The organism is Roseovarius sp. EL26 (assembly GCF_900327775.1).
In the GTDB taxonomy this organism is placed as follows: Bacteria; Pseudomonadota; Alphaproteobacteria; order Rhodobacterales; family Rhodobacteraceae; genus Roseovarius.
In genome coordinates this window covers 233,477-252,789 of sequence record NZ_OUMZ01000005.1, presented here as the reverse complement: position 1 = coordinate 252,789, position 19,313 = coordinate 233,477, and the positions used below count along the sequence as shown (strand labels likewise).

The window sequence follows — 19,313 nt, the reverse complement described above, 5'->3', positions numbered from 1 at the left end:
TCCTCTTCAACAAAAGGACAGGCGGTCAGGTCACGAGATCTGATCTGGTGGCACGGCGATCCATGCGAGACGGAATAATCAAAGCTGTCATGCCAAATTGATGCCGCGCAAAAAGACATGACGCAAGCATGAAAACGACAAATGCTTGCCTGTATGGACCACGGCGCAATTGGCGATGCCCCATTTGTGATTTCCCTTCCCATCAGGGAAAAATTCGCCTATACGCGCGCATCTGCCAGAGAATCTGGTGGATATCTCCATAGGACCCTGCTGGACGACATCCCGGCTTGTGCCCTTCACCCCTTGATATAAGGAGACCCCGATGTCGATTACTGCTGAAGATAAAGCACGCGTCATGAAAGAGTTCGCCACCAAAGAAGGCGACACCGGTTCACCTGAAGTACAGGTTGCCATCCTGACATCACGCATCACCACCCTGACCGAGCACTTCAAAACTCACAAAAAAGACAACCATGGTCGTCGTGGCCTTTTGATGATGGTTGCGCAACGTCGTAAGCTTCTGGACTACCTCAAAGGTAAAGAAGAGCAGCGTTACAAAGACCTGATCGCACGCCTCGGTATCCGCCGTTAATCAGCGCGCACCTAAATTCAAAGAAACCGCGTCCGGGTCCCACCGTGGCGCGGTTTTCTTTTTGTTGGTCCACAGACCGTGCGGGTCAGCTATGCGGACTTTCCTGCCTTTTGCCCACGCATCCAATGCTCATGCAGCATTTCCTCGCACCCGCAGTGTCATCTTTTCAGCATTGCAGCTATTTTCATCATACCAGCCATTGAAACCCGAGTTGACAGGTTAATTTCAAACCGACCATTCGCTGCCGCCTAGCGCTATAATCGAAGAGCGGACAAATCCGCCTCGCGCACGCGCGGCTATTGCCAACGCAGCATACATTCTCAGATGCGGCGTGGGTTTTGCGGCAGCGCAGCAGATTTCATGTTTTCGACCATTCAAATCTGTGTTTGGGGTCAAATCCCAAACCACACTTTCGCCATCATTAATCTATTGTTTTTTAATGATTCTTTGGAAATAGAACTCGAGTCATACCATCTGCACATCAGCCAGTCAGTAAAGATCAAACATGTTGAACCTCTCGTTTTTCGAACCGTGAAACACACACACCCTCGAAACCAATGTGTCCTGACCCTAAGCATTTAGTTTTGAATGATGTTAAAGAATTTTCGATCCGGCGACCAATTTTCTACATCGGTTGGCCTCAATGGCATTAGTGTACGTCCGTCTCGAAGAGCGACTTCGAGCCTGTCTTGCCCTTCAAAATACTCGAAATACTCCAAGAGCTGACGTGGAGACAGATTTAAAGCTTCAGTTAAGCACAAAACCGTCCTCCTATCTAAGAAGCCGCGTTCGTCCGGCTCGGGACAAATACCTCGAAGGGCCGAAATAAGCTGAATCTGTGAAGTTACCCTCGAGTATTCTCCATTGAATGCTCTAGTTCTCTCGCTAATACCAAATAAAAACTCTTCCGCAGATTTCTGAGTAAAGTCAGCTGTGGTTGATGGGCTGATGACAGAAGAGATAACAGTCTCCGTTTCATCAGGATCGGTATTTTCATCATTGCTTGAGGTATTAGTTTCTATTTTTGCCAGTGTCTCAAGTTCGTCTTGTCGCCGCCCAAATAGATACTTTCTAAAGTCCGTCCAATCTGCTTTGCTATCGTCGGTGGTTGCCAGGAACGAGTAGAATTCAGCCATGGCAATCCTGCGGTTTGCGTCCATTCCCGCTCCAGTCTCAGCGAGTGTCGAGAGATATGATCGATCCTCCTTTGATTGTTGAAGGTCGAATTGTGCCTTATCAAGCTTGGATTGGATATCAGCTAGTTCCCGCGCACTTCCAGCTTGAATTGCTGCTAAATCTCTAGCGCTTTGAGCTTTAGTTTCTTCTATTTTCTTAGAAAAATGCGCTTCAGCATAACCTTGAAGAAAAGGGAACAGAGAAGCGGCCACACCGACAATCGCAGTTCCCAATAATACTTTCAGGGTAGAACCACGAATCTCTTCCTTCTTTAGTGACAATTCGTGATCTGCTTGGATGCGTTTTAGCGCTAGTTCGTGCTCTCTGATTTTGTCAGTATCCTTAGTTTCCGCCATTGCTATCTCCAAACAGACCTTGTCCAATCAAGAATGAGGTTCGCATGGACGCGCATTTGCGGTCAATGTAGTAGCAAAAACCTTAACGGACAGCACCATTCAGTATACAGTCGACACTTACCTTTCTGACCCTCCGGGCGGCTCGCCATCCCCGAACTTGAAGCGAAGGCCTATTCTGGCGGATCAAAAATCCAAGGTTGGATATGTCCGCGTGTCACTCATTACCTGATAAGATCTTGCAGTATCGGGTTCGAATGGCTGCTTTTCACGCCATGCTGCAGTACAAAAGATGATGCGTACGCGGAAAATACCGCGCTGCGAGCGAACGCAGCGAGAAATCTGAATTCACAGGTTGGGCTCAAACCGGACGAACACGATTTGCGGACATGCCCTTTTATTTCGCGCCTACAGTCAGATGCTGCGGCGCATAACGCCGCAGCTTATTGGTCATTGACCGGCAACCATTTCAGCTTGCTTCACAATCACTTCGGCCTGTTTGATTGATGCGATGTCCACCAAGCGGCCTTTGTACACTGTCGCCCCTTCGCCGCGCGCCTTGGCGTCGGCCATCGCCTGCAAAATTTCGCGGGCTTCCTGCACGGCTTCCTCCGATGGGGTGAACACCTCGTTCGCCAATGCGATCTGTTTCGGATGGATCGCCCATTTTCCCACCATGCCCATGGTCGCAGCACGTTTGGCCTGAGCGCGGAATCCTTCGTCATCCGAGAAGTCGCCAAATGGGCCATCAACTGGCAATACACCATGTGTCCGGCACGCAGCCACGATTGCGGCCGTCGCCCAGTGCCATGCATCGCCCCAATAGTTCTGGCCGTCACGCACCATGTAATAGTTTTCCTGCGTGCCGCCGATCCCGGTGGTGGCCATGCCCATCGATGCGGCAAAATCAGCCGCCCCCAGGCTCATGGCCTGCAGGCGGGGTGAAGACGCTGCAATCTCTTCGACATGGGCAATACCTGCTGCCGATTCGATGATCACTTCGAAACTGATCGGCTTGGTGCGGCCCTTTGCGGTTTCAATTGCTGTCACCAATGCATCAACGGCATAAACATCTGCCGCGCAACCCACCTTGGGGATCATGATCTGATCAATCCGGTCACCGGCCTGTTCCATCAGGTCAACAACGTCGCGATACCACCAACCAGTGTCCAGACCGTTGATCCGCACGGACAAGTATTTGTTGCCCCAGTCGATTGTATTTATGGCCTCAATCGTGTTGGCGCGCGCCGCATCTTTGTCTGTCGGAGCTACCGAATCTTCGAGATCGATGTTAATCACATCCGCCGCCGAAGCCGCCATTTTCTCAAAAAGCTTGGTGTTTGAACCGGGGCCAAAAAGTTGGCAACGGTTTGGACGTTCAGGTGCCTGCGGCTGAAGACGGAAGCTCATGTCATGCGATCCCTTGAGTAATGAAGTTGCGTATTTTCATGGGCTATCGATATGAAATTACGCGAACCTGAGCAAGGTTATTTTGCACTTGCAGCATTTTACCGTGACGCTCGACGCATTCCCTGCAAACTAACATCTGTACAAGATAGCCCGGATACGACTGCCATGTCGGAAACAGAAGCGTCAACAAGATGATTTTCTGAGACGCCTTAAGTTATGAGTACAACCCATTTGTTCAAACCGATCACAATCGGCAAGATCGCGTTGAACCACCGCATGGTTCTGGCGCCGATGACCCGCATTCGCGCGGATGAGGCGACGCTCGCTCCGACCGACCTAACGACGCTCTACTACGCACAACGCGCCAGCCAAGGCGGGCTGTTGATTACAGAGGCGGTTCACATCTCGCCCGAGGCCACGCCGGTCTGGTCAATCTATCCGCGCGTGGCAGACGTGGGTGGCCATGTGCCCGGCATTTGGACGAAAGCGCAGGTACAGGCGTGGAAAACCGTCGTTGATGGGGTTCATGCCCGAGGCGGGCGCATTTTCTGCCAGCTTTTGCATACAGGCCGGGTGGCGCAGCCAGAGATAGGCAAGCACCCTTTGGTGGCTGGAACCGATGCGCCCCTGCCGCCGGTGTCATCCTCTGCGACAGAAATCAAATCTAGCACCGAAGAAGGCAATCAATACAATTGGGATCAGGGGGCCACTCCCCCACGGGCTTTGCCGGAAAGTGAAATCCAGCGTGTCATTCAAGACTATGCACATGCAGCCCGCAACGCGATAGAGGCCGGATTTGATGGAATTGAATTACACGCCGCGCATGGCTATCTGGTTGAGCAGTTTTTGAACAACGGCGTTAACCAACGCACTGACTGCTACGGTGGTTCCATCGAAAACCGCTGCCGTCTGTTGTTTGAGATCATTCAGACACTGACCGATGTGATGGGCCGTGATCGGGTAGGTGTGCGTCTGTCTCCAACTCATATAGATCCCAATACCGGCCAATCTAAACAGGTCTATTTTGGCGTCCGAGATAGCGACCCAGACGCACTCTATTCTGCTGCGGTCGTGGGATTAAATGACTATCCACTGGCCTACCTCATGCTGACCGAGCCGCGCGTCGGCGGGCTGAACGACAAAGCCGAAGAAGAACGCGCGTACCAGCACCCCTTATCCAACCGACCCTACCGAGACCTGTACAAGGGTACATTGATAGGGGCTGGCGGCTTCACCCCCACAACGGCGGCACAGGCAGTTCAAGACGGCGCATATGATCTGATCGCCTTTGGCCGCTGGTTTCTTGCCAATCCCGATCTGCCCGATCGTATCCGGCAAAACACACCACTTAATATCTATGAGCGCACAACCTTTTACGGTGCCGGCGCTGAAGGCTACACCGATTATCCAACCATCTCACAGCCGCGGGGCCGGTTTCAGCAGATGAACCAGACCCAGATCGGCGCAACCCTCGCAACCCGAAAAAAGAGAACACCATGAAGCGTGCATTATTTGAAAACTGGGCCCTGTTTCTGGGCATGCTGATGTTGATGGTGGCCAACGGTCTGTTGGTCACATTGCTAACCATCCGGGGCAATGATCTTGGGTTCAGTGAATTCACCATTTCCTTGATGCAGGCTTGCTATCCGCTGGGCGCTTTGCTGGGCACAATCATTGCACCGCTTTGGGTCGAAAAGGTCGGTCATATCAGGGTGTTTTCCGCGCTGGCCTCCATGGTCTCCGTCTCGGCCATTGTTCACTTGCTCACCAGCGATCCGATCAGCTGGAGCTTGATGCGCTTTTTTGCAGGCTTCTGCTTTCCCGGCCTCTATGTGGTGACGGAAAGCTGGTTGAATGCCAAATCGGAAAACCGGATCCGGGCACAAGTGCTGTCAATTTATTTCATCATCCAGCTTGCGGGCCCAGCCCTTGGCACCGCGATGGTGGGCCTGCCTGACCCCAGTGGCAGCCTGCTCTTTGGGATTGTCTCAATCTTAATCTCTATGGCGATTGTGCCGTTGCTTTTGTCCAACAACAAAGCCCCCGAATATTCCGCACCAGAACGCATGTCCGTCGGCAAACTTTATAAAGTGTCCCCCATGGCTGTGACCGGTATCGTACTAATGAGCGCGGGTGTTTCGGCGTGGTTTATTGCCTTACCTCTATATGGTCTGCAAAACGGTTTCAGTGATGCGCGGGCTTCTGGCGCACTGGTGATCGCGATGATCGCAGCAGCCGTTGTTCAATATCCGTTAGGATGGATCTCGGACAACACTGACCGGCGTTATGTGGTGATCGCTTTGGGCGGCATCTCAGCCATCGCAGCCCTTTGGATGGTGGTGGACACATCGCCCTCCCATATCGTCTTTGGTTTCGCGATCATAGCAGCCTCAACCCTCCCGGTTTATTCGATCCTTGCAGCGCACGCGAACGATCAACTGAGCGCGGGGCAAATTGTGCCGGCGAGTGGTACGATGGTCTTTTTGCTGCAATTGGGTCAGGTTTTTGGCATGTTGCTTGGCCCCAATGCCACGCAAATGGCAGACGGGCGAGGTCTGCAAATTATGATCGCTGTGATCGGCGTAGGTGTCGCTTTGATTGCGATCGCCAGACGTGTCAGTACCGAAGCTCCTGAAGATACAGGTGAGGTGCAACCAACCGGTGTTCTCGGCATGGCCCAACCCGGGATGCTTCAAGCTGAAGCAATGGCCGCGGAGGAAACCGAAACATAAGAAGGATCTTCGAATATATAGGAAAATAATCGGCATATATTCGAACCATTCCAGAATCTCGCGTCAAATCGATAACATATCGCGTGAAATTCTTATGAAAATACCATAGATTCGAATTCTGGGATGGGATATGCGCCATGATTGAAACACCTTATCTGCTTTTCCTGGGCGATGCGCCCGACATGTTGGCTGCCAAAGTGGCTATCGGCATTCGCGACTGGCGCCCAGAAAACGCCCTTGGTCAGATCCGCCTGCCCGGTTGTGGCGCGGATCTGGGCCTAAAGGACATGTCTTTGACAGAAGCACGTGAGGCTGGTGTCAAAACCATCGTCATTGGCGTAGCCAATCGCGGTGGCGTCATCAGCCAAGCATGGAAAGACGTCTTGGTTGAGGCGCTGGAGATGGGCTTCGATCTGGCATCTGGCCTTCACAACCTGCTGCGCGACGAGGGCGATCTGGTTGCAGCTGCGCAGACCTTTGGTGGTACCCTGCACGACGTCCGCGTGCCAACCGTTGGTTATCCGATTGCAAACGGTGTCAAACGCAGCGGCAAGCGCTGTCTCGCTGTTGGCACCGACTGTTCCGTTGGCAAGATGTATACCGCCATGGCGATGGAGCGTGAAATGACCGCACGCGGCATAAAGGCCACTTTCCGTGCAACAGGCCAGACCGGCATCCTTATCACCGGCCACGGTGTGCCACTCGACGCAGTTATTGCCGACTTCATGGCAGGATCCATTGAGTATCTGACCCCCGACAATGATGATGACCACTGGGATATGATCGAAGGTCAGGGCAGCCTGTTTCACGTCTCTTACTCTGGTGTGACCATGGCGTTGATCCACGGCGGCCAACCCGATGCGCTGATCCTCTGCCACGAACCAACGCGCGACCACATGCGCGGCCTGCCGGGATACTCACTTCCTAGCTTGGAAAAACTGCGTGACACCGCGCTGCCCATCGCACAGGTTGCCAACCCTAACTGTCAGGTGGTCGGCATTTCGGTCAACACACAGCATATGTCAGAAGACGATGCGCACAGCTATCTGAGCGAAGTTGAGGCACAAATGGGCCTGCCCGCGACAGACCCGTATCGTTTCGGCTCGACCAAGCTGGTGGACGCGCTGGCCGCAATGTGATCTGACGGCATTTGCCGGGGTGCGCACGCCCTCCGGCAAATGCCACCTGACTATATAAGGACAGCGCATGCAGATTTCTGTCACCCGCGACACATTCAAGCTTGCACAGGTTTTCACCATCAGCCGCGGTTCGCGAACCGAAGCCAAAGTTCTCACCGTTCAGGTCACTGATGGCGCGTACAGTGGGTGGGGCGAATGTGTACCTTACGCTCGTTACAATGAGACACTCGACAGTGTCGAAGCCGAGATTGCAGCTCTGCCCCAAGAAATAACGCGCAACGCTCTTTACGATCTGCTGCCCGCCGGTGCTGCGCGCAATGCAGTTGACTGTGCGCTTTGGGATCTTGAGGCCAAACAAGCCGGTAAGCGTGCATGGGAGATGGCAGAGATCGCCGCCCCCGGCCCAGAAATTACCGCTTATACGCTTTCTCTCGACACACCCGAAAAGATGCAGGCACAGGCCGCTGAAAACGCCTTTCGCCCGCTATTAAAAATCAAGTTGGGTACACCAGATGACATGCCCCGACTTGAGGCGGTGCGCGCAGGTGCGCCCAAATCAACCATCATTGTCGATGCCAACGAAGGGTGGAGCGCCGCTGTCTACGCTGATCTTGCGCCGCATCTAGTACGTTTGGGTGTCGCCTTGGTTGAACAGCCTCTGCCCGCTGGCGAAGACGAGGCGTTAATCGGAATGGAACGACCCGTGCCCGTTTGCGCCGACGAAAGCTGCCATGACCGCCGCAGCCTGCTCAATCTCAAGGGCAAATATGATGTGGTGAACATCAAGCTGGATAAAACCGGCGGCTTGACCGAAGCATTGGAATTGCGCCGTGCGGCTTTGGCCGAAGGCTACAAAGTCATGGTTGGTTGCATGGTTGGCAGCTCTCTGGCCATGGCGCCGGCGACACTGGTGGCCCAAGGCGCGATGATCACAGATCTTGACGGGCCGCTCTTGTTGGCCGAAGACCGAGACAACGCTTTGAAATTTGATGACGCCGGGGTTTATCCACCCCTGCCAGAACTGTGGGGATGACGAAATGCGCACTGTCTATGTAAATGGCGAATACCTGCCCGAAACTGAGGCCAAGATCTCGATCTTTGATCGTGGCTTCCTTATGGCCGATGGCGTTTATGAGGTCACCAGCGTTCTGGGCGGCAAGCTGATCGACTTTGAAGGCCATGCCGTACGCCTGCAACGCTCTCTGGACGAGCTCGACATGCAAGCGGCTTGCAGTAAGGAAGAGTTGCTAGAGATCCATCGTGAACTCGTTCGAATCAACGAGATCGACGAAGGGCTTGTCTACCTGCAGGTCACCCGTGGCAGTGATGGCGATCGTGATTTTGCCTTTCCAGATCCCGCCACAACGAAGCCAACCATTGTTTTATTCACCCAGAACAAACCCGGCCTCGCCGACAACCCTGCCGCAAAGCAGGGTGCCAAGATCATCTCGATCGAAGACATCCGCTGGGGCCGCCGTGACATCAAAACCGTACAGCTGCTTTACCCTTCCATGGGCAAGATGATGGCCAAGGCCGCCGGATGTGATGATGCCTGGATGATCGAAGATGGCTATGTGACCGAGGGCACCTCGAACAACGCCTATTTCATCAAGGACGGTAAAATCGTCACCCGTCCACTGTCCAACAACATCCTACACGGGATCACCCGCAAGGCTGTATTGCGTCTGGCCGCCGAGTCGCAGATGGAGATCGAAGAACGTCTGTTCACCATCGATGAAGCGAAAGAAGCGGACGAGGCCTTTACCACATCCGCCAGTGCTTTTGTCATGCCAGTGGTGGAGATTGACGGCATCGCACTCGGCGATGGCACCCCCGGCCCAGTTGCCCGCCGCCTGCGTGAGATCTATCTCGATGAAAGCCTGAAAACGGCAATCTGATACGCGGACCAAATACACGGATCAAATGAAAACAGCCGCCCCTTTGGGCGGCTGTTTTTTGTCTAAAACTCAGGGGTATGATTAACCCGCCTTCTGAATTTCCACTGAATGTGGGTAAGGGATTGTGACACCGCCCTTGTCGAAGGCTTCTTTCACAGCTTTGGTCATCTCAAACTTGAGCTCCCAATAATCCGCGCCATCACACCACAAGCGCGCCGTCAGATCGACCGAGCTGTCGCCCAAATTGGTGACACGCACCCATGGTTCTGGACCTGTAAGAACACGTGCATCTTTGCCAGCCACATCCAGAATGATTTGCATCGCCTTTTCGGCGTCATCGCCATAATCAATGCCAAATGTCAGGTCTAGACGGCGTGTCGCATGATGCGAGTAGTTGGAAATCGTTGCGCCCCAAGCCTGACCATTAGGAATGATGATCTGTACGTTATCAACCGTAACCAGTTCGGTCACAAACAGATTGATATCCACCACGGTTCCGGCCGTCCCGCCAATATCAACATATTGGTCGATCTTGTATGGGCGGAACAGGATCAGCATGAAGCCCGATGCCAGATCGCTCAATGTGCCCTGCAGGGCAAGACCAATTGCCAATGTCGCAGCGCTCAGCATGGCAACAATGCTTGTGGTCTGAATTCCAAACACGGCCAAAACAGCGGCAAGAACCATCAGCAGGATCACCCATTTGATGATGCTGGCGACGAAATTACCCAGTGTTTTGTCGATATTTTCGTTCTTCTGGATACGGCGGCGGACCATACCGCTGATCATACCAGCCAAGCTCCAACCGACCACGAGGATCAATAGCGCTTTGCCAACATTGACAACTAGCGGCAAGAAGCTCCCCAGACTTTCGATTATCCCTTCCATTTCGATCTCTCCGATTCGAATACGCGGTGCGGTCGGCACCCTTGATGTTCAACGCACCGAAGGCTTTTCAAAGCTTCGGAGCGCATTCAAAAGCTCTATACGAAATTATATCGCCGTTGCGCCAGCCGATTTCCCTGTTCGGTGTGGGGGAAAATGAAACACCTTCGCCCCCCCCTTTCCGGATCAGAAGATAAAGTCTGTTGTATCGAGCTGTGCGAGGGTCGTGTTTTGGAGGAGGATGGAGGTGTCATCGCCAGTGTTGATCAACACATTGCGGCCCTCTTGGCTGGCTGCGTCGTGGACCCCGCCAATGCCGCTTAGCGCGCTCACACCGCTCAGGTCGATTTTTTCCAGCGCACTGCTCGCAGCAAAATCCGTTACCACATCATGGCCATGCCCGTCGGCAAACACAAAGGTATCCGCGCCGCTCGATCCGATCAACGTATCATCACCAGCGCCACCATTCAGCGTGTCGTTGCCAGCATCACCTCTGAACCAGTCGTCGCCGCCTGCGCCGGTCATGCTGTCGTTGCCCGCACCGCCGTACAGCCAGTCAACATCGTCACCGCCGATCAGCGTGTCATCGCCGTCTCCAGCATACAGCCGACCGTGGCCCGCACCGCCATCAAGGTGGTCATCGCCATCGCCACCATACAGCCGATCATAGCCCACACCGCCCGAGATCGTGTCGTTGCCCGCTTCGCCGGTGAACCAGTCGTCGCCGCCTGCGCCGGTCATGCTGTCGTGGCCTGCGCCACCGTACAGCCAGTCAACATCGTCACCGCCGATCAGCGTGTCATCGCCGTCTCCGGCATACAGCCGGCCGTGACCCGCACCGCCATCAAGGTGGTCATCGCCATCGCCACCATACAGCCGGTCATAACCCGCACCGCCCGAGATCGTGTCGTTGCCCGCTTCGCCGGTAAACCAATCGTCGCCGCCTGCCCCGGTCATGCTGTCGTGGCCTGCGCCACCGTACAGCCAGTCAACATCGTCACCGCCGATCAGCGTGTCATCGCCGTCTCCGGCATACAGCCGGCCGTGACCCGCACCGCCATCAAGGTGGTCATCGCCATCGCCACCATACAGCCGGTCATAGCCTGCACCGCCCGAGATCGTGTCGTTGCCCGCTTCGCCGGTAAACCAGTCATCGCCGCCTGCCCCGGTCATGCTGTCGTTGCCCGCACCACCGTACAGCCAGTCAACATCGTCACCGCCGATCAGCGTGTCATCGCCGTCTCCGGCATACAGCCGACCGTGGCCCGCACCGCCATCAAGGTGGTCATCGCCATCGCCACCATACAGCCGATCATAACCCGCACCGCCCGAGATTGTGTCGTTGCCCGCTTCACCGGTAAACCAATCGTCGCCGCCTGCCCCGGTCATGCTGTCGTGGCCTGCGCCACCGTACAGCCAGTCAACATCGTCACCGCCGATCAGCGTGTCATCGCCGTCTCCGGCATACAGCCGACCGTGGCCCGCACCGCCATCAAGGTGGTCATCGCCATCGCCACCATACAGCCGGTCATAACCCGCACCGCCCGAGATCGTGTCGTTGCCATCATCGCCGGTGAACCAGTCGTCGCCGCCTGCCCCGGTCATGCTGTCGTGGCCTGCACCGCCGTACAGCCAGTCAACATCGTCACCGCCGATCAGCGTGTCATTGCCATCTGCGCCATGCAACTGGCCGTGACCTGCGCCGCCATCAAGGTGGTCATTACCCCCACCACCATACAACTTATCCTGACCAAGACCGCCCAGCAACGTGTCGTAACCTGCTTCACCGTACAGGCTATCATGACCCGCCAAACCAGAGATAAAATCAGCTGAATCGGCACCCAAAATCCGCTCACTCCTATCGGTGCCCGTCATGCTGGTAATCTGTGCTGTAGGATTCAAAACGGCTCCACTGACGCGGTCAGTAGAGATAAAGTTACTCTGCGTTAGATCACTTGAATTCAAACGGTCTGAGCCAATGCCACGCAGTTCAAAATGTTCCTGCGCGTACCTCAACTCGACCCCCCAGTCCCGCTGGAGCATCACAAGCGCTGCATAACTCCAATGCACGCCAAGCCCCGTCAAATCAATGAGATCATGAGCGGGGTCAAAGTCATCAATCTGATCCACCTCACCATCTGCTGTAAAAATAAATGCATCAGCACCGGCCCCACCGATCAGTGTATCCGCCCCGCCACCGTCAAGGATGATGTCATCACCATTGCCCCCCTCAATCCGTTCTGCGCCCCCCAGTCCAGACAATATATCATCACCATTTCCGCCAAGTAGAACACCGCCAGACCCGGCCGCCATGCGGATAGTTTCGACCAGGGACAGCGCCACCTGAAATGCCACAAGGTAAGGGGCGGACTCTGTCGAAACCCATATATTTAAGGTGCTGTTATGTAGTGTCATCTCTACATTGCTGATCCCATGCAACGGGACCTCAGCCGTGCCTGCAAAGCTCTCGAGATGGTGCAAGCGACCATCAGGCAAAACCGTCAACAGGCTCAGGCCGTTATCATTGCCAGCAACCAAAACAAAATTTTGCCCATTCATCTGCAACACCTCGATGAATTTGGCATCATCAAAGCGGGTTTCTCGATTATCCAGGATGTGATCCACCACCTGAAGCTGCCCATCGGGCAGCAACCTCAACACGGTCAAAGACCCACTGCCAGACGCAGCCACAACAACATAAGTGTGGCCTGCAACCTGAACACCTGCAATCGCCTCAATTGTAGTGACAGTAAACAGATCGGTATCCGGCACGAGGTAATCCACGTGATCCAAGCTACCATCTGGATTTTTGCGAAATACCCCTATGGTTTCTTCTGTCAACCAGCTTGCAATGGCATAGTCCGTCCCGCCAACGCGTAAAGAAAGCAAGTCAGAAACCCGATCCTTTTGCAGATTTGATGCAATGGGAAGCGCCGTAGCTATCAGGTTTCCTGCAGCATCAAATTCCAGCTGCACCAATCCCCCGGTGCGCAGCGCCCCGATCGCAACATCAGACGCACCGCTGTCAAAAATCTCCAACTCCATCAGATTGTACGGGTCTTCACCACTAAGCCCACGCGCAGTGAATTGCGTACCACCATCAAAAAGCGACCTGATCTGAGCCCCATTCATCCCGATCAGCAAAAGTTCACCCCCTGATGGACCAGAGCGATGAATTAGGTCAACCTGTTCTAGTTGCAGCCAGCTAAGCTCAAGATCCAGATGGTCAAAATATGTTGCGATCCCCGTCACAGGATCTATCTGATAGCGCACCAACTGTCCGCCACCGCGGGTTGTCGTGATGAGCATTTTACCTGTTGAACTATCCAGCACACTCAGATCTGTGATGCCGATTAACCCAGCCTCTTCCGCCCCGGGTACATGCCCAACCACAGTTATCTCTGTGCGCGGCACATCGGCCTCCTTCTGCTCATCTATTTGATTGAAAGACGCTGACAGATTGACGTGAACAAAAGATGAACAATTTAACTCTAAATCATTCAAATTTTTCCCTATTGCACAGCGCCACCACGGCACACCGAACGCAATGCACGTCGTTTCTTAACCATTCGGAAACAGGGTCATGTCAGCCCGTCACAAAAGGTCGTTCACAATGTCACAATCATCTCCAGCGCTCTCCTTGCCGTATATTCAACCGTCGCAATCACAAAAGCATGTCACGCATAACGAAGCTCTGCGCATTCTGGACGCGGTGACGCAGCTGAGTGTTCTAGGATATGAAAACAGCGCCCCGCCCGCCTCGCCAGCGCAGGGCGAACGCCACATTGTGGCCGATAGCGGCAGCAGCGGTTGGGCCGGTCATGGTGGTGACATTGCTGTCTTTGGCGCTGCTGGTTGGGATTTTTTCACCCCATCAAATGGCTGGCGTGCCGATGTGATCGCCACAGGGGCACAGCTGCGTTTCGATGGCACTACCTGGGCACTTGTAGAGGCGCCCACACAAAACTTATCCGGGGTTGGCATCGCCACAACATCTGATGCGACAAACCGGCTGGCCGTCGCGTCCGAGGCCACGCTTCTGACCCATGACGGTCACGGTCACCAACTCAAAATCAACAAAGCAAGTGCAACCGACACAAACAGCCTGCTGTTCCAGACAGGTTGGTCTGGCAGGGCCGAGATGGGCACAACCGGATCAGATGATTTTGCCATTAAAGCCAGTGCCGATGGCAGCACGTTTCGAACAGCACTGTCAGTTCAAGCTGGCACCGCCGCCCTGCACACACCGCAAGGGCAAATCTATTTTGATGACATGTTCATCACCAATGATACCGTTCATTCGTTTGATATTCCGTGGTCAGATCCGGCACGCATGCTGCTCTGGCTGGGCATAGATTTACCCGGACACAGCTATCTTTTTTCCATGACTGGCGCACTGACTGGGGCGTCTAATTTTATGGCCATGTTCGTGAACCCCGCCAGCACCCTGAACTTTCAAACCGGGGCCCTGACAGGCACCACAGGCCCAGCCGCTGCCATCAACCTTGCCATCGAAACAGGAGGGGCCACCCCCCGCATGCATATCGAAAACAGGCTTGGTACGGATCAGACATTTACCCTGTCAACGTTGGGCAAATAGTACTCTGCTATCGCCGCAGCGACGCTTATCCCTTGGCGCCTTGCCCACGGGAATAGACATCTTCGTAGCGGATGATGTCATCTTCGCCCAGATAGCTACCTGTCTGAACCTCGATCAACTCCATCGGAACTTTGCCGGGGTTTTCCATCCGGTGTACGGCCCCCAACGGGATAAAGACCGACTGGTTTTCTGTGATCAGCTTGACCTCATCATCAATGGTCACACGGGCCGTGCCCGAGACCACTATCCAATGCTCAGCCCGGTGAACATGACTTTGCAAGCTCAGCGCCGCACCGGGGTTGACCACGATACGTTTGACCTGAAACCGCTCGCCCAAGGTCAGCGTTTCAAAAAAGCCCCATGGCCGGTGATCCTTCGGGAACGTATCAGCTTGCACCACGTTTTCTGCACGCAGAGTCTTCACAACCTTGCCCACATCCGGCACTCGCGAACGATCGGCGACCAGCACTGCATCAGGCATAGCGATGGCGACAATATTATCCAGTCCCAAACCAACCAGCTGTTGTGCATCCGACTCTGAGCGCAACAGCGTGTTGGAACACTCCACCGCCGTCACCGGCCCGGATGTTGCCAGACCATTTTCATCGGCATTACCGTGCTGGCGCACCGCTTCCCAGCCGCCCAGGTCAGACCAGTCGCCGTCGTGGATCACCACCGATAGATTGTCGACTTTCTCCATGATCGCATAGTCGATGGAAATCTCTTCAGCATCGCCCCAAGGCTCTGGCGCCAGCCGCAAAAACCCCAAATCGGCCTGCGCCTCATCTACAGCTTTGCGCACATGTACCAGCATCTCGGGCTGATGCGCTTCAAAGGCTTCAATCAGCGTTTTCGCGGAATACAGGAAAATCCCTGAATTCCACATGAAATTGCCAGCGGCAAGCATCTCGGTCGCGCGCGCCTCATCCGGCTTTTCGACAAACCGCGTCAGCGGGTGCACGGGTGCATCATCTGCCATTTCGCCCAATTCCAGATATCCATAACCGGTTTCTGGACGATCCGGCGCGATGCCAAAGGTTACGATCCGTCCCTGTGCCGCCGCTTCGGCACCACGAGCCACAGTCTGGCGAAACACGTCTGTCTGTTCAATATAGTGATCTGATGGCGCGGCAAGCATCAACCCGTCAGGATTACCTTTTGCCACCACCAACGCCGCCGCCAGCAGGGCCGGTGCGGTATTGCGGGCATCCGGCTCGATCAAGATCGCACCCGGGTCAATCCCTTCCGATGCCAGTTGCTGCGTCACGATAAAACGGAAATCAGAATTGGTCACCACCACAGGTGCATTGTACCCTGTCCCATGGCAACGTTGGGCTGATTGCTGAAACAGGCTGCCATCCCCGACCATCGGCACAAACTGCTTTGGGTAGCTGCGGCGCGACAGAGGCCAAAGCCGGGTTCCAGACCCGCCACACAGAATTACCGGAGTGATTGCTTGAACCATGACCTTACCCAATCTGACTTACCTTCAATGATCCGGGCGTTCCCGGCCAACTGCTTCAGTTCACTAATAAGCTGCATTCTTCACTATAAAAAGTGCAATTCTATGACACCTTTCATACCATTTTCAGGCACTTGTGTCCGCCCCTTCAAAATCAGGCATCCTTAGCTCGCGGTTTTGACCTCTGACACGACCTTGTCCAGTACCTTGTCCATTAACACCGGATCAAGCGCCTCGGCCATCACCCGGATCAATGGCTCAGTTCCGGATTTACGGATCAACAGCCGGCCCTCACTGCCCAGCGCCTTTTCGCCATCCGCAATCGCCCGTTGCACAGCGTCCGCAGCCAAAGGGTCCTGCCCTGCTTCATAGCGCACGTTGATTAGTTTTTGCGGCACCGGTTCGAATACCCGCGCCAGCTCGCTGGCTTTTTTATCAGTTTCAACCATGCAGGCCAGAAATTGTAACGCCCCGATCAAGCCGTCACCGGTTGTCGAATGATCGCTCATCACGATATGGCCAGATTGCTCTCCACCCAGATTGAAACCGCCTGAGCGCATTTCCTCAACCACATAACGATCACCCACTGAGGTACGCTTGAGATCAATACCTTTGGCATTCAGGTGTCGCTCCAAGCCAAGGTTCGACATTACCGTTGCCACCAACGTATCCCCCGCCAATCGGCCATCTTGTGCCCAGCGTGTCGCGATCAGCCCCATGATCTGATCGCCATCGGCGACCTGACCGTTTTCATCCACGATCACAACCCGATCAGCATCGCCATCAAGGCAGATTCCAATATCAGCACGCGATTCCAATACCTTCTGCGCCGCCGCCTCAGGATGAGTAGAACCACACTCCAGATTGATATTATAGCCATTTGGCTCGACCCCGATTGGGATCACCTCGGCCCCCAGCTCCCATAAAACAGCTGGTGCCGTCCGGTAAGCTGCGCCATTGGCGCAATCCAGCACGATCCGCAGCCCATCCAAACGTTTGCGATTGGGAAAGGTTGTTTTAGCATATTCCACATAACGACCCCGAGCATCCTCAAAACGGCGGGCGCGGCCAATGTTCTCGGGCATAGCGAGACGCGGCCCTTCATCAAGAATGGCCTGAATGCCGGCTTCGGCTTCATCGCTAAGCTTATACCCATCGGGGCCGAAAAACTTGATCCCATTGTCTTGCGCCGGATTGTGGCTGGCGGAGATCATCACACCGACGTCCGCGCGCAAACCATGGGTCAAATAACCCACCGCCGGGGTCGGCACCGGCCCCAGCAAAAATACGTTCATCCCTGTTGAGGTAAACCCGGCTGTCAGCGCGTATTCAATCATATAACCTGACAGGCGGGTATCTTTGCCAATAACAACCCGGTGTTCATGCTGATCACGACGAAAATACCGGCCAGCCGCAGCACCCAGCTTTAGCGCCATTTCTGCGGTCATCGGCCAGCGGTTTGCCTGACCGCGTACACCATCCGTGCCAAAAAGATTGTCGGCCATGAATGCGCATCCTTAAAATAACTTAGTCGGAGTTCCTGTTGCTCTTCCAATAACCGCCCTAGCTGCATTTGTACAATCCCTTGCACCCCCACGCGCCGCAATTGTGTTGTGACTGCAAGGGCGCGATGGGCAAAAATGGCGCAGTGACTTGTTGACGCCTCAGCTTGAGCGAGGCAATAGAAGAGGTGTTATAAGGTTAAAGGTATTATTGGCATGAAAATTGCGATGATCGGCACTGGCTATGTTGGCCTTGTTTCCGGGGTTTGCTTTTCAGATTTCGGGCATGATGTAATCTGCGTTGATAAAAACGCCGACAAGATTGAACAACTTCAGGCAGGTGTCGTTCCCATCTACGAGCCTGGTCTCGATGCCCTGATGCAAAAGAACGTTGATGCAGGCCGTCTGTCCTTTACCACTGATCTGACCAGCGCGGTCCAAGACGCCGAGGCCGTCTTTATTGCTGTCGGCACACCGACACGCCGTGGCGATGGCCACGCCGATCTGACTTACGTCATGGCAGCCGCCGAAGAGATTGCAAAAACAGCCAATGATTATCTGGTGATCGTGACCAAATCCACCGTTCCTGTTGGCACCAACCGACAAGTCAAACACGTGGTGAAAAAGGCCAATCCTGATCTAGATTTCGATGTCGCCTCGAACCCCGAATTCCTGCGCGAAGGCGCCGCAATCGAAGACTTCATGAAACCCGACCGCGTGGTTGTTGGCGTCCAGTCCGAGCGCGCAGCAGAGGTCATGGCCGACATCTACCGCCCGCTTTACCTGCGTGACTTTCCTATTATCACCACTGATCTGGAATCGGCTGAAATGATCAAATACGCGGCAAACGCCTTTCTGGCGACCAAGATCACATTCATCAACGAGATCGCCGCTTTGTGTGAACGCACCGGTGCGGATGTAAAACAGGTTTCGCATGGTATCGGTCTAGATGGGCGTATCGGCAACAAGTTCCTGCACGCAGGACCCGGCTATGGCGGCAGCTGCTTTCCGAAAGACACTAAGGCCCTCGCCCGGATCGGCCAAGACCATGGCTTGCCGATGCAAATCACTGAAAAAGTGATCACCGTGAACGAGGAAATGAAACGCCGGATGATCGACAAGCTGCTTGATCTGTGTGGTGGCTCATTCAATGGCAAAACCATCGGTGTACTGGGCGTAACCTTTAAGCCGAACACCGATGACATGCGTGACGCCCCGTCCCTGACCATCGTACCAGCCTTGGTCGGAGGCGGTGCCAAAGTGCGCGTCTGCGACCCTCAGGGCAAACACGAGGGCGAGGCCCTGTTGCCCGGTGTCAGCTGGTCTGAGGATGCCTATAAATGCGTTCACAACGCTGACCTGATGGTTATCTTGACCGAATGGAATGAATTCCGCGCACTGGACCTAAAACGCATCGCCCGCAAAATGGCGGCCCCGCGTATGGCCGACCTGCGCAATATCTATTCGCCGACAGATGCAAAACGCGCAGGATTTGACGCGTACGACAGCGTCGGGCGTACCGGGTACAACAAGGCCGCAGAGCCAATCAAGGACTAAGATCTAA

At 54.5% G+C, this 19,313-nt stretch carries 14 protein-coding genes; 8 read left to right on the top strand and 6 right to left on the bottom strand.

Annotated features, from left to right (window positions below; all coding sequences use genetic code 11):
• Positions 1-322: 322 nt before the first annotated feature.
• Positions 323-592: a 30S ribosomal protein S15 gene (gene rpsO / locus D9A02_RS03110; protein ID WP_120499508.1), complete on the top strand. Its 270-nt coding sequence runs from the start codon at positions 323-325 to the stop codon at positions 590-592.
• 578 nt (positions 593-1,170) lie between these two features.
• Here the strand turns inward: rpsO and D9A02_RS03100 are convergent.
• Both D9A02_RS03100 and D9A02_RS03095 read right to left on the bottom strand, forming a co-directional pair.
• Positions 1,171-2,124: a hypothetical protein gene (locus tag D9A02_RS03100; protein WP_120499506.1), complete on the bottom strand. Its 954-nt coding sequence runs from the start codon at positions 2,122-2,124 to the stop codon at positions 1,171-1,173.
• 447 nt (positions 2,125-2,571) lie between these two features.
• A complete protein-coding gene (locus D9A02_RS03095; protein ID WP_120499505.1) occupies positions 2,572-3,531 on the bottom strand; it encodes an L-malyl-CoA/beta-methylmalyl-CoA lyase in 960 nt (319 codons plus the stop codon).
• Positions 3,532-3,747: 216 nt separating this feature from the next.
• On the opposite strand from D9A02_RS03095, the gene D9A02_RS03090 reads away from it, so the two are divergent.
• The 5 genes from D9A02_RS03090 (at position 3,748) to D9A02_RS03070 (ending at position 9,300) form a co-directional block, all read left to right on the top strand.
• Positions 3,748-5,031 carry an alkene reductase gene (locus tag D9A02_RS03090; RefSeq protein WP_120499504.1) on the top strand — a complete coding sequence of 428 codons (1,284 nt, stop codon included), beginning with the start codon at positions 3,748-3,750 and terminating at the stop codon, positions 5,029-5,031.
• A complete protein-coding gene (locus D9A02_RS03085; RefSeq protein ID WP_120499503.1) occupies positions 5,028-6,263 on the top strand; it encodes an MFS transporter in 1,236 nt (411 codons plus the stop codon). Before D9A02_RS03090 ends, D9A02_RS03085 begins: the two co-directional genes overlap by 4 nt.
• A gap of 137 nt (positions 6,264-6,400) precedes the next feature.
• Positions 6,401-7,402 (top strand): N-acetyltransferase DgcN, encoded by a 1,002-nt coding sequence (gene dgcN / locus D9A02_RS03080; RefSeq protein ID WP_120499502.1) that lies wholly within the window; start codon positions 6,401-6,403, stop codon positions 7,400-7,402.
• Positions 7,403-7,469: 67 nt separating this feature from the next.
• On the top strand, positions 7,470-8,435 hold the full coding sequence (gene dgcA / locus D9A02_RS03075; protein ID WP_120499501.1) for an N-acetyl-D-Glu racemase DgcA: 966 nt from the start codon (positions 7,470-7,472) through the stop codon (positions 8,433-8,435).
• Positions 8,436-8,439: 4 nt separating this feature from the next.
• Positions 8,440-9,300, top strand: a complete 861-nt coding sequence (locus tag D9A02_RS03070; protein WP_120499500.1) for a D-amino-acid transaminase — start codon at positions 8,440-8,442, stop codon at positions 9,298-9,300.
• A gap of 81 nt (positions 9,301-9,381) precedes the next feature.
• On the opposite strand, the gene D9A02_RS03065 is transcribed toward D9A02_RS03070, so the two are convergent.
• Positions 9,382-10,188 carry a mechanosensitive ion channel family protein gene (locus tag D9A02_RS03065; protein ID WP_120499499.1) on the bottom strand — a complete coding sequence of 269 codons (807 nt, stop codon included), beginning with the start codon at positions 10,186-10,188 and terminating at the stop codon, positions 9,382-9,384.
• Between the two features lie 183 nt (positions 10,189-10,371).
• The gene (locus D9A02_RS03060) at positions 10,372-13,599 is read right to left on the bottom strand and encodes a calcium-binding protein (protein WP_162932946.1); all 3,228 of its coding nucleotides are present in this window, start codon (positions 13,597-13,599) and stop codon (positions 10,372-10,374) included.
• A 199-nt stretch (positions 13,600-13,798) separates the two neighbouring features.
• On the opposite strand from D9A02_RS03060, the gene D9A02_RS03055 reads away from it, so the two are divergent.
• Complete coding sequence (locus D9A02_RS03055) at positions 13,799-14,785, top strand: DUF2793 domain-containing protein (protein WP_162932945.1); 987 nt, start codon at positions 13,799-13,801, stop codon at positions 14,783-14,785.
• 25 nt (positions 14,786-14,810) lie between these two features.
• Here D9A02_RS03055 and D9A02_RS03050 read toward each other — a convergent pair whose 3' ends face one another.
• A complete protein-coding gene (locus D9A02_RS03050) occupies positions 14,811-16,250 on the bottom strand; it encodes a mannose-1-phosphate guanylyltransferase/mannose-6-phosphate isomerase (RefSeq protein WP_120499496.1) in 1,440 nt (479 codons plus the stop codon).
• A 161-nt stretch (positions 16,251-16,411) separates the two neighbouring features.
• The gene (glmM, locus tag D9A02_RS03045) at positions 16,412-17,752 is read right to left on the bottom strand and encodes a phosphoglucosamine mutase (protein WP_120499495.1); all 1,341 of its coding nucleotides are present in this window, start codon (positions 17,750-17,752) and stop codon (positions 16,412-16,414) included.
• A 213-nt stretch (positions 17,753-17,965) separates the two neighbouring features.
• Between glmM and D9A02_RS03040 the strand changes: the two genes are divergently transcribed.
• Positions 17,966-19,306 (top strand): UDP-glucose/GDP-mannose dehydrogenase family protein, encoded by a 1,341-nt coding sequence (locus tag D9A02_RS03040; protein WP_120499494.1) that lies wholly within the window; start codon positions 17,966-17,968, stop codon positions 19,304-19,306.
• Positions 19,307-19,313: the final 7 nt, after the last annotated feature.

Coding starts and splice junctions, on each gene's coding strand:
- D9A02_RS03055 (WP_162932945.1), top strand. CDS start 13,799: ATGTCACAATCATCTCCAGCGCTCTCCTTGCCGTATATTCAACCGTCG.
- D9A02_RS03090 (WP_120499504.1), top strand. CDS start 3,748: ATGAGTACAACCCATTTGTTCAAACCGATCACAATCGGCAAGATCGCG.
- glmM (WP_120499495.1), bottom strand. CDS start 17,752: ATGGCCGACAATCTTTTTGGCACGGATGGTGTACGCGGTCAGGCAAAC.
- D9A02_RS03100 (WP_120499506.1), bottom strand. CDS start 2,124: ATGGCGGAAACTAAGGATACTGACAAAATCAGAGAGCACGAACTAGCG.
- rpsO (WP_120499508.1), top strand. CDS start 323: ATGTCGATTACTGCTGAAGATAAAGCACGCGTCATGAAAGAGTTCGCC.
- D9A02_RS03065 (WP_120499499.1), bottom strand. CDS start 10,188: ATGGAAGGGATAATCGAAAGTCTGGGGAGCTTCTTGCCGCTAGTTGTC.
- dgcA (WP_120499501.1), top strand. CDS start 7,470: ATGCAGATTTCTGTCACCCGCGACACATTCAAGCTTGCACAGGTTTTC.
- D9A02_RS03040 (WP_120499494.1), top strand. CDS start 17,966: ATGAAAATTGCGATGATCGGCACTGGCTATGTTGGCCTTGTTTCCGGG.
- D9A02_RS03050 (WP_120499496.1), bottom strand. CDS start 16,250: ATGGTTCAAGCAATCACTCCGGTAATTCTGTGTGGCGGGTCTGGAACC.
- D9A02_RS03085 (WP_120499503.1), top strand. CDS start 5,028: ATGAAGCGTGCATTATTTGAAAACTGGGCCCTGTTTCTGGGCATGCTG.
- D9A02_RS03095 (WP_120499505.1), bottom strand. CDS start 3,531: ATGAGCTTCCGTCTTCAGCCGCAGGCACCTGAACGTCCAAACCGTTGC.
- dgcN (WP_120499502.1), top strand. CDS start 6,401: ATGATTGAAACACCTTATCTGCTTTTCCTGGGCGATGCGCCCGACATG.
- D9A02_RS03070 (WP_120499500.1), top strand. CDS start 8,440: ATGCGCACTGTCTATGTAAATGGCGAATACCTGCCCGAAACTGAGGCC.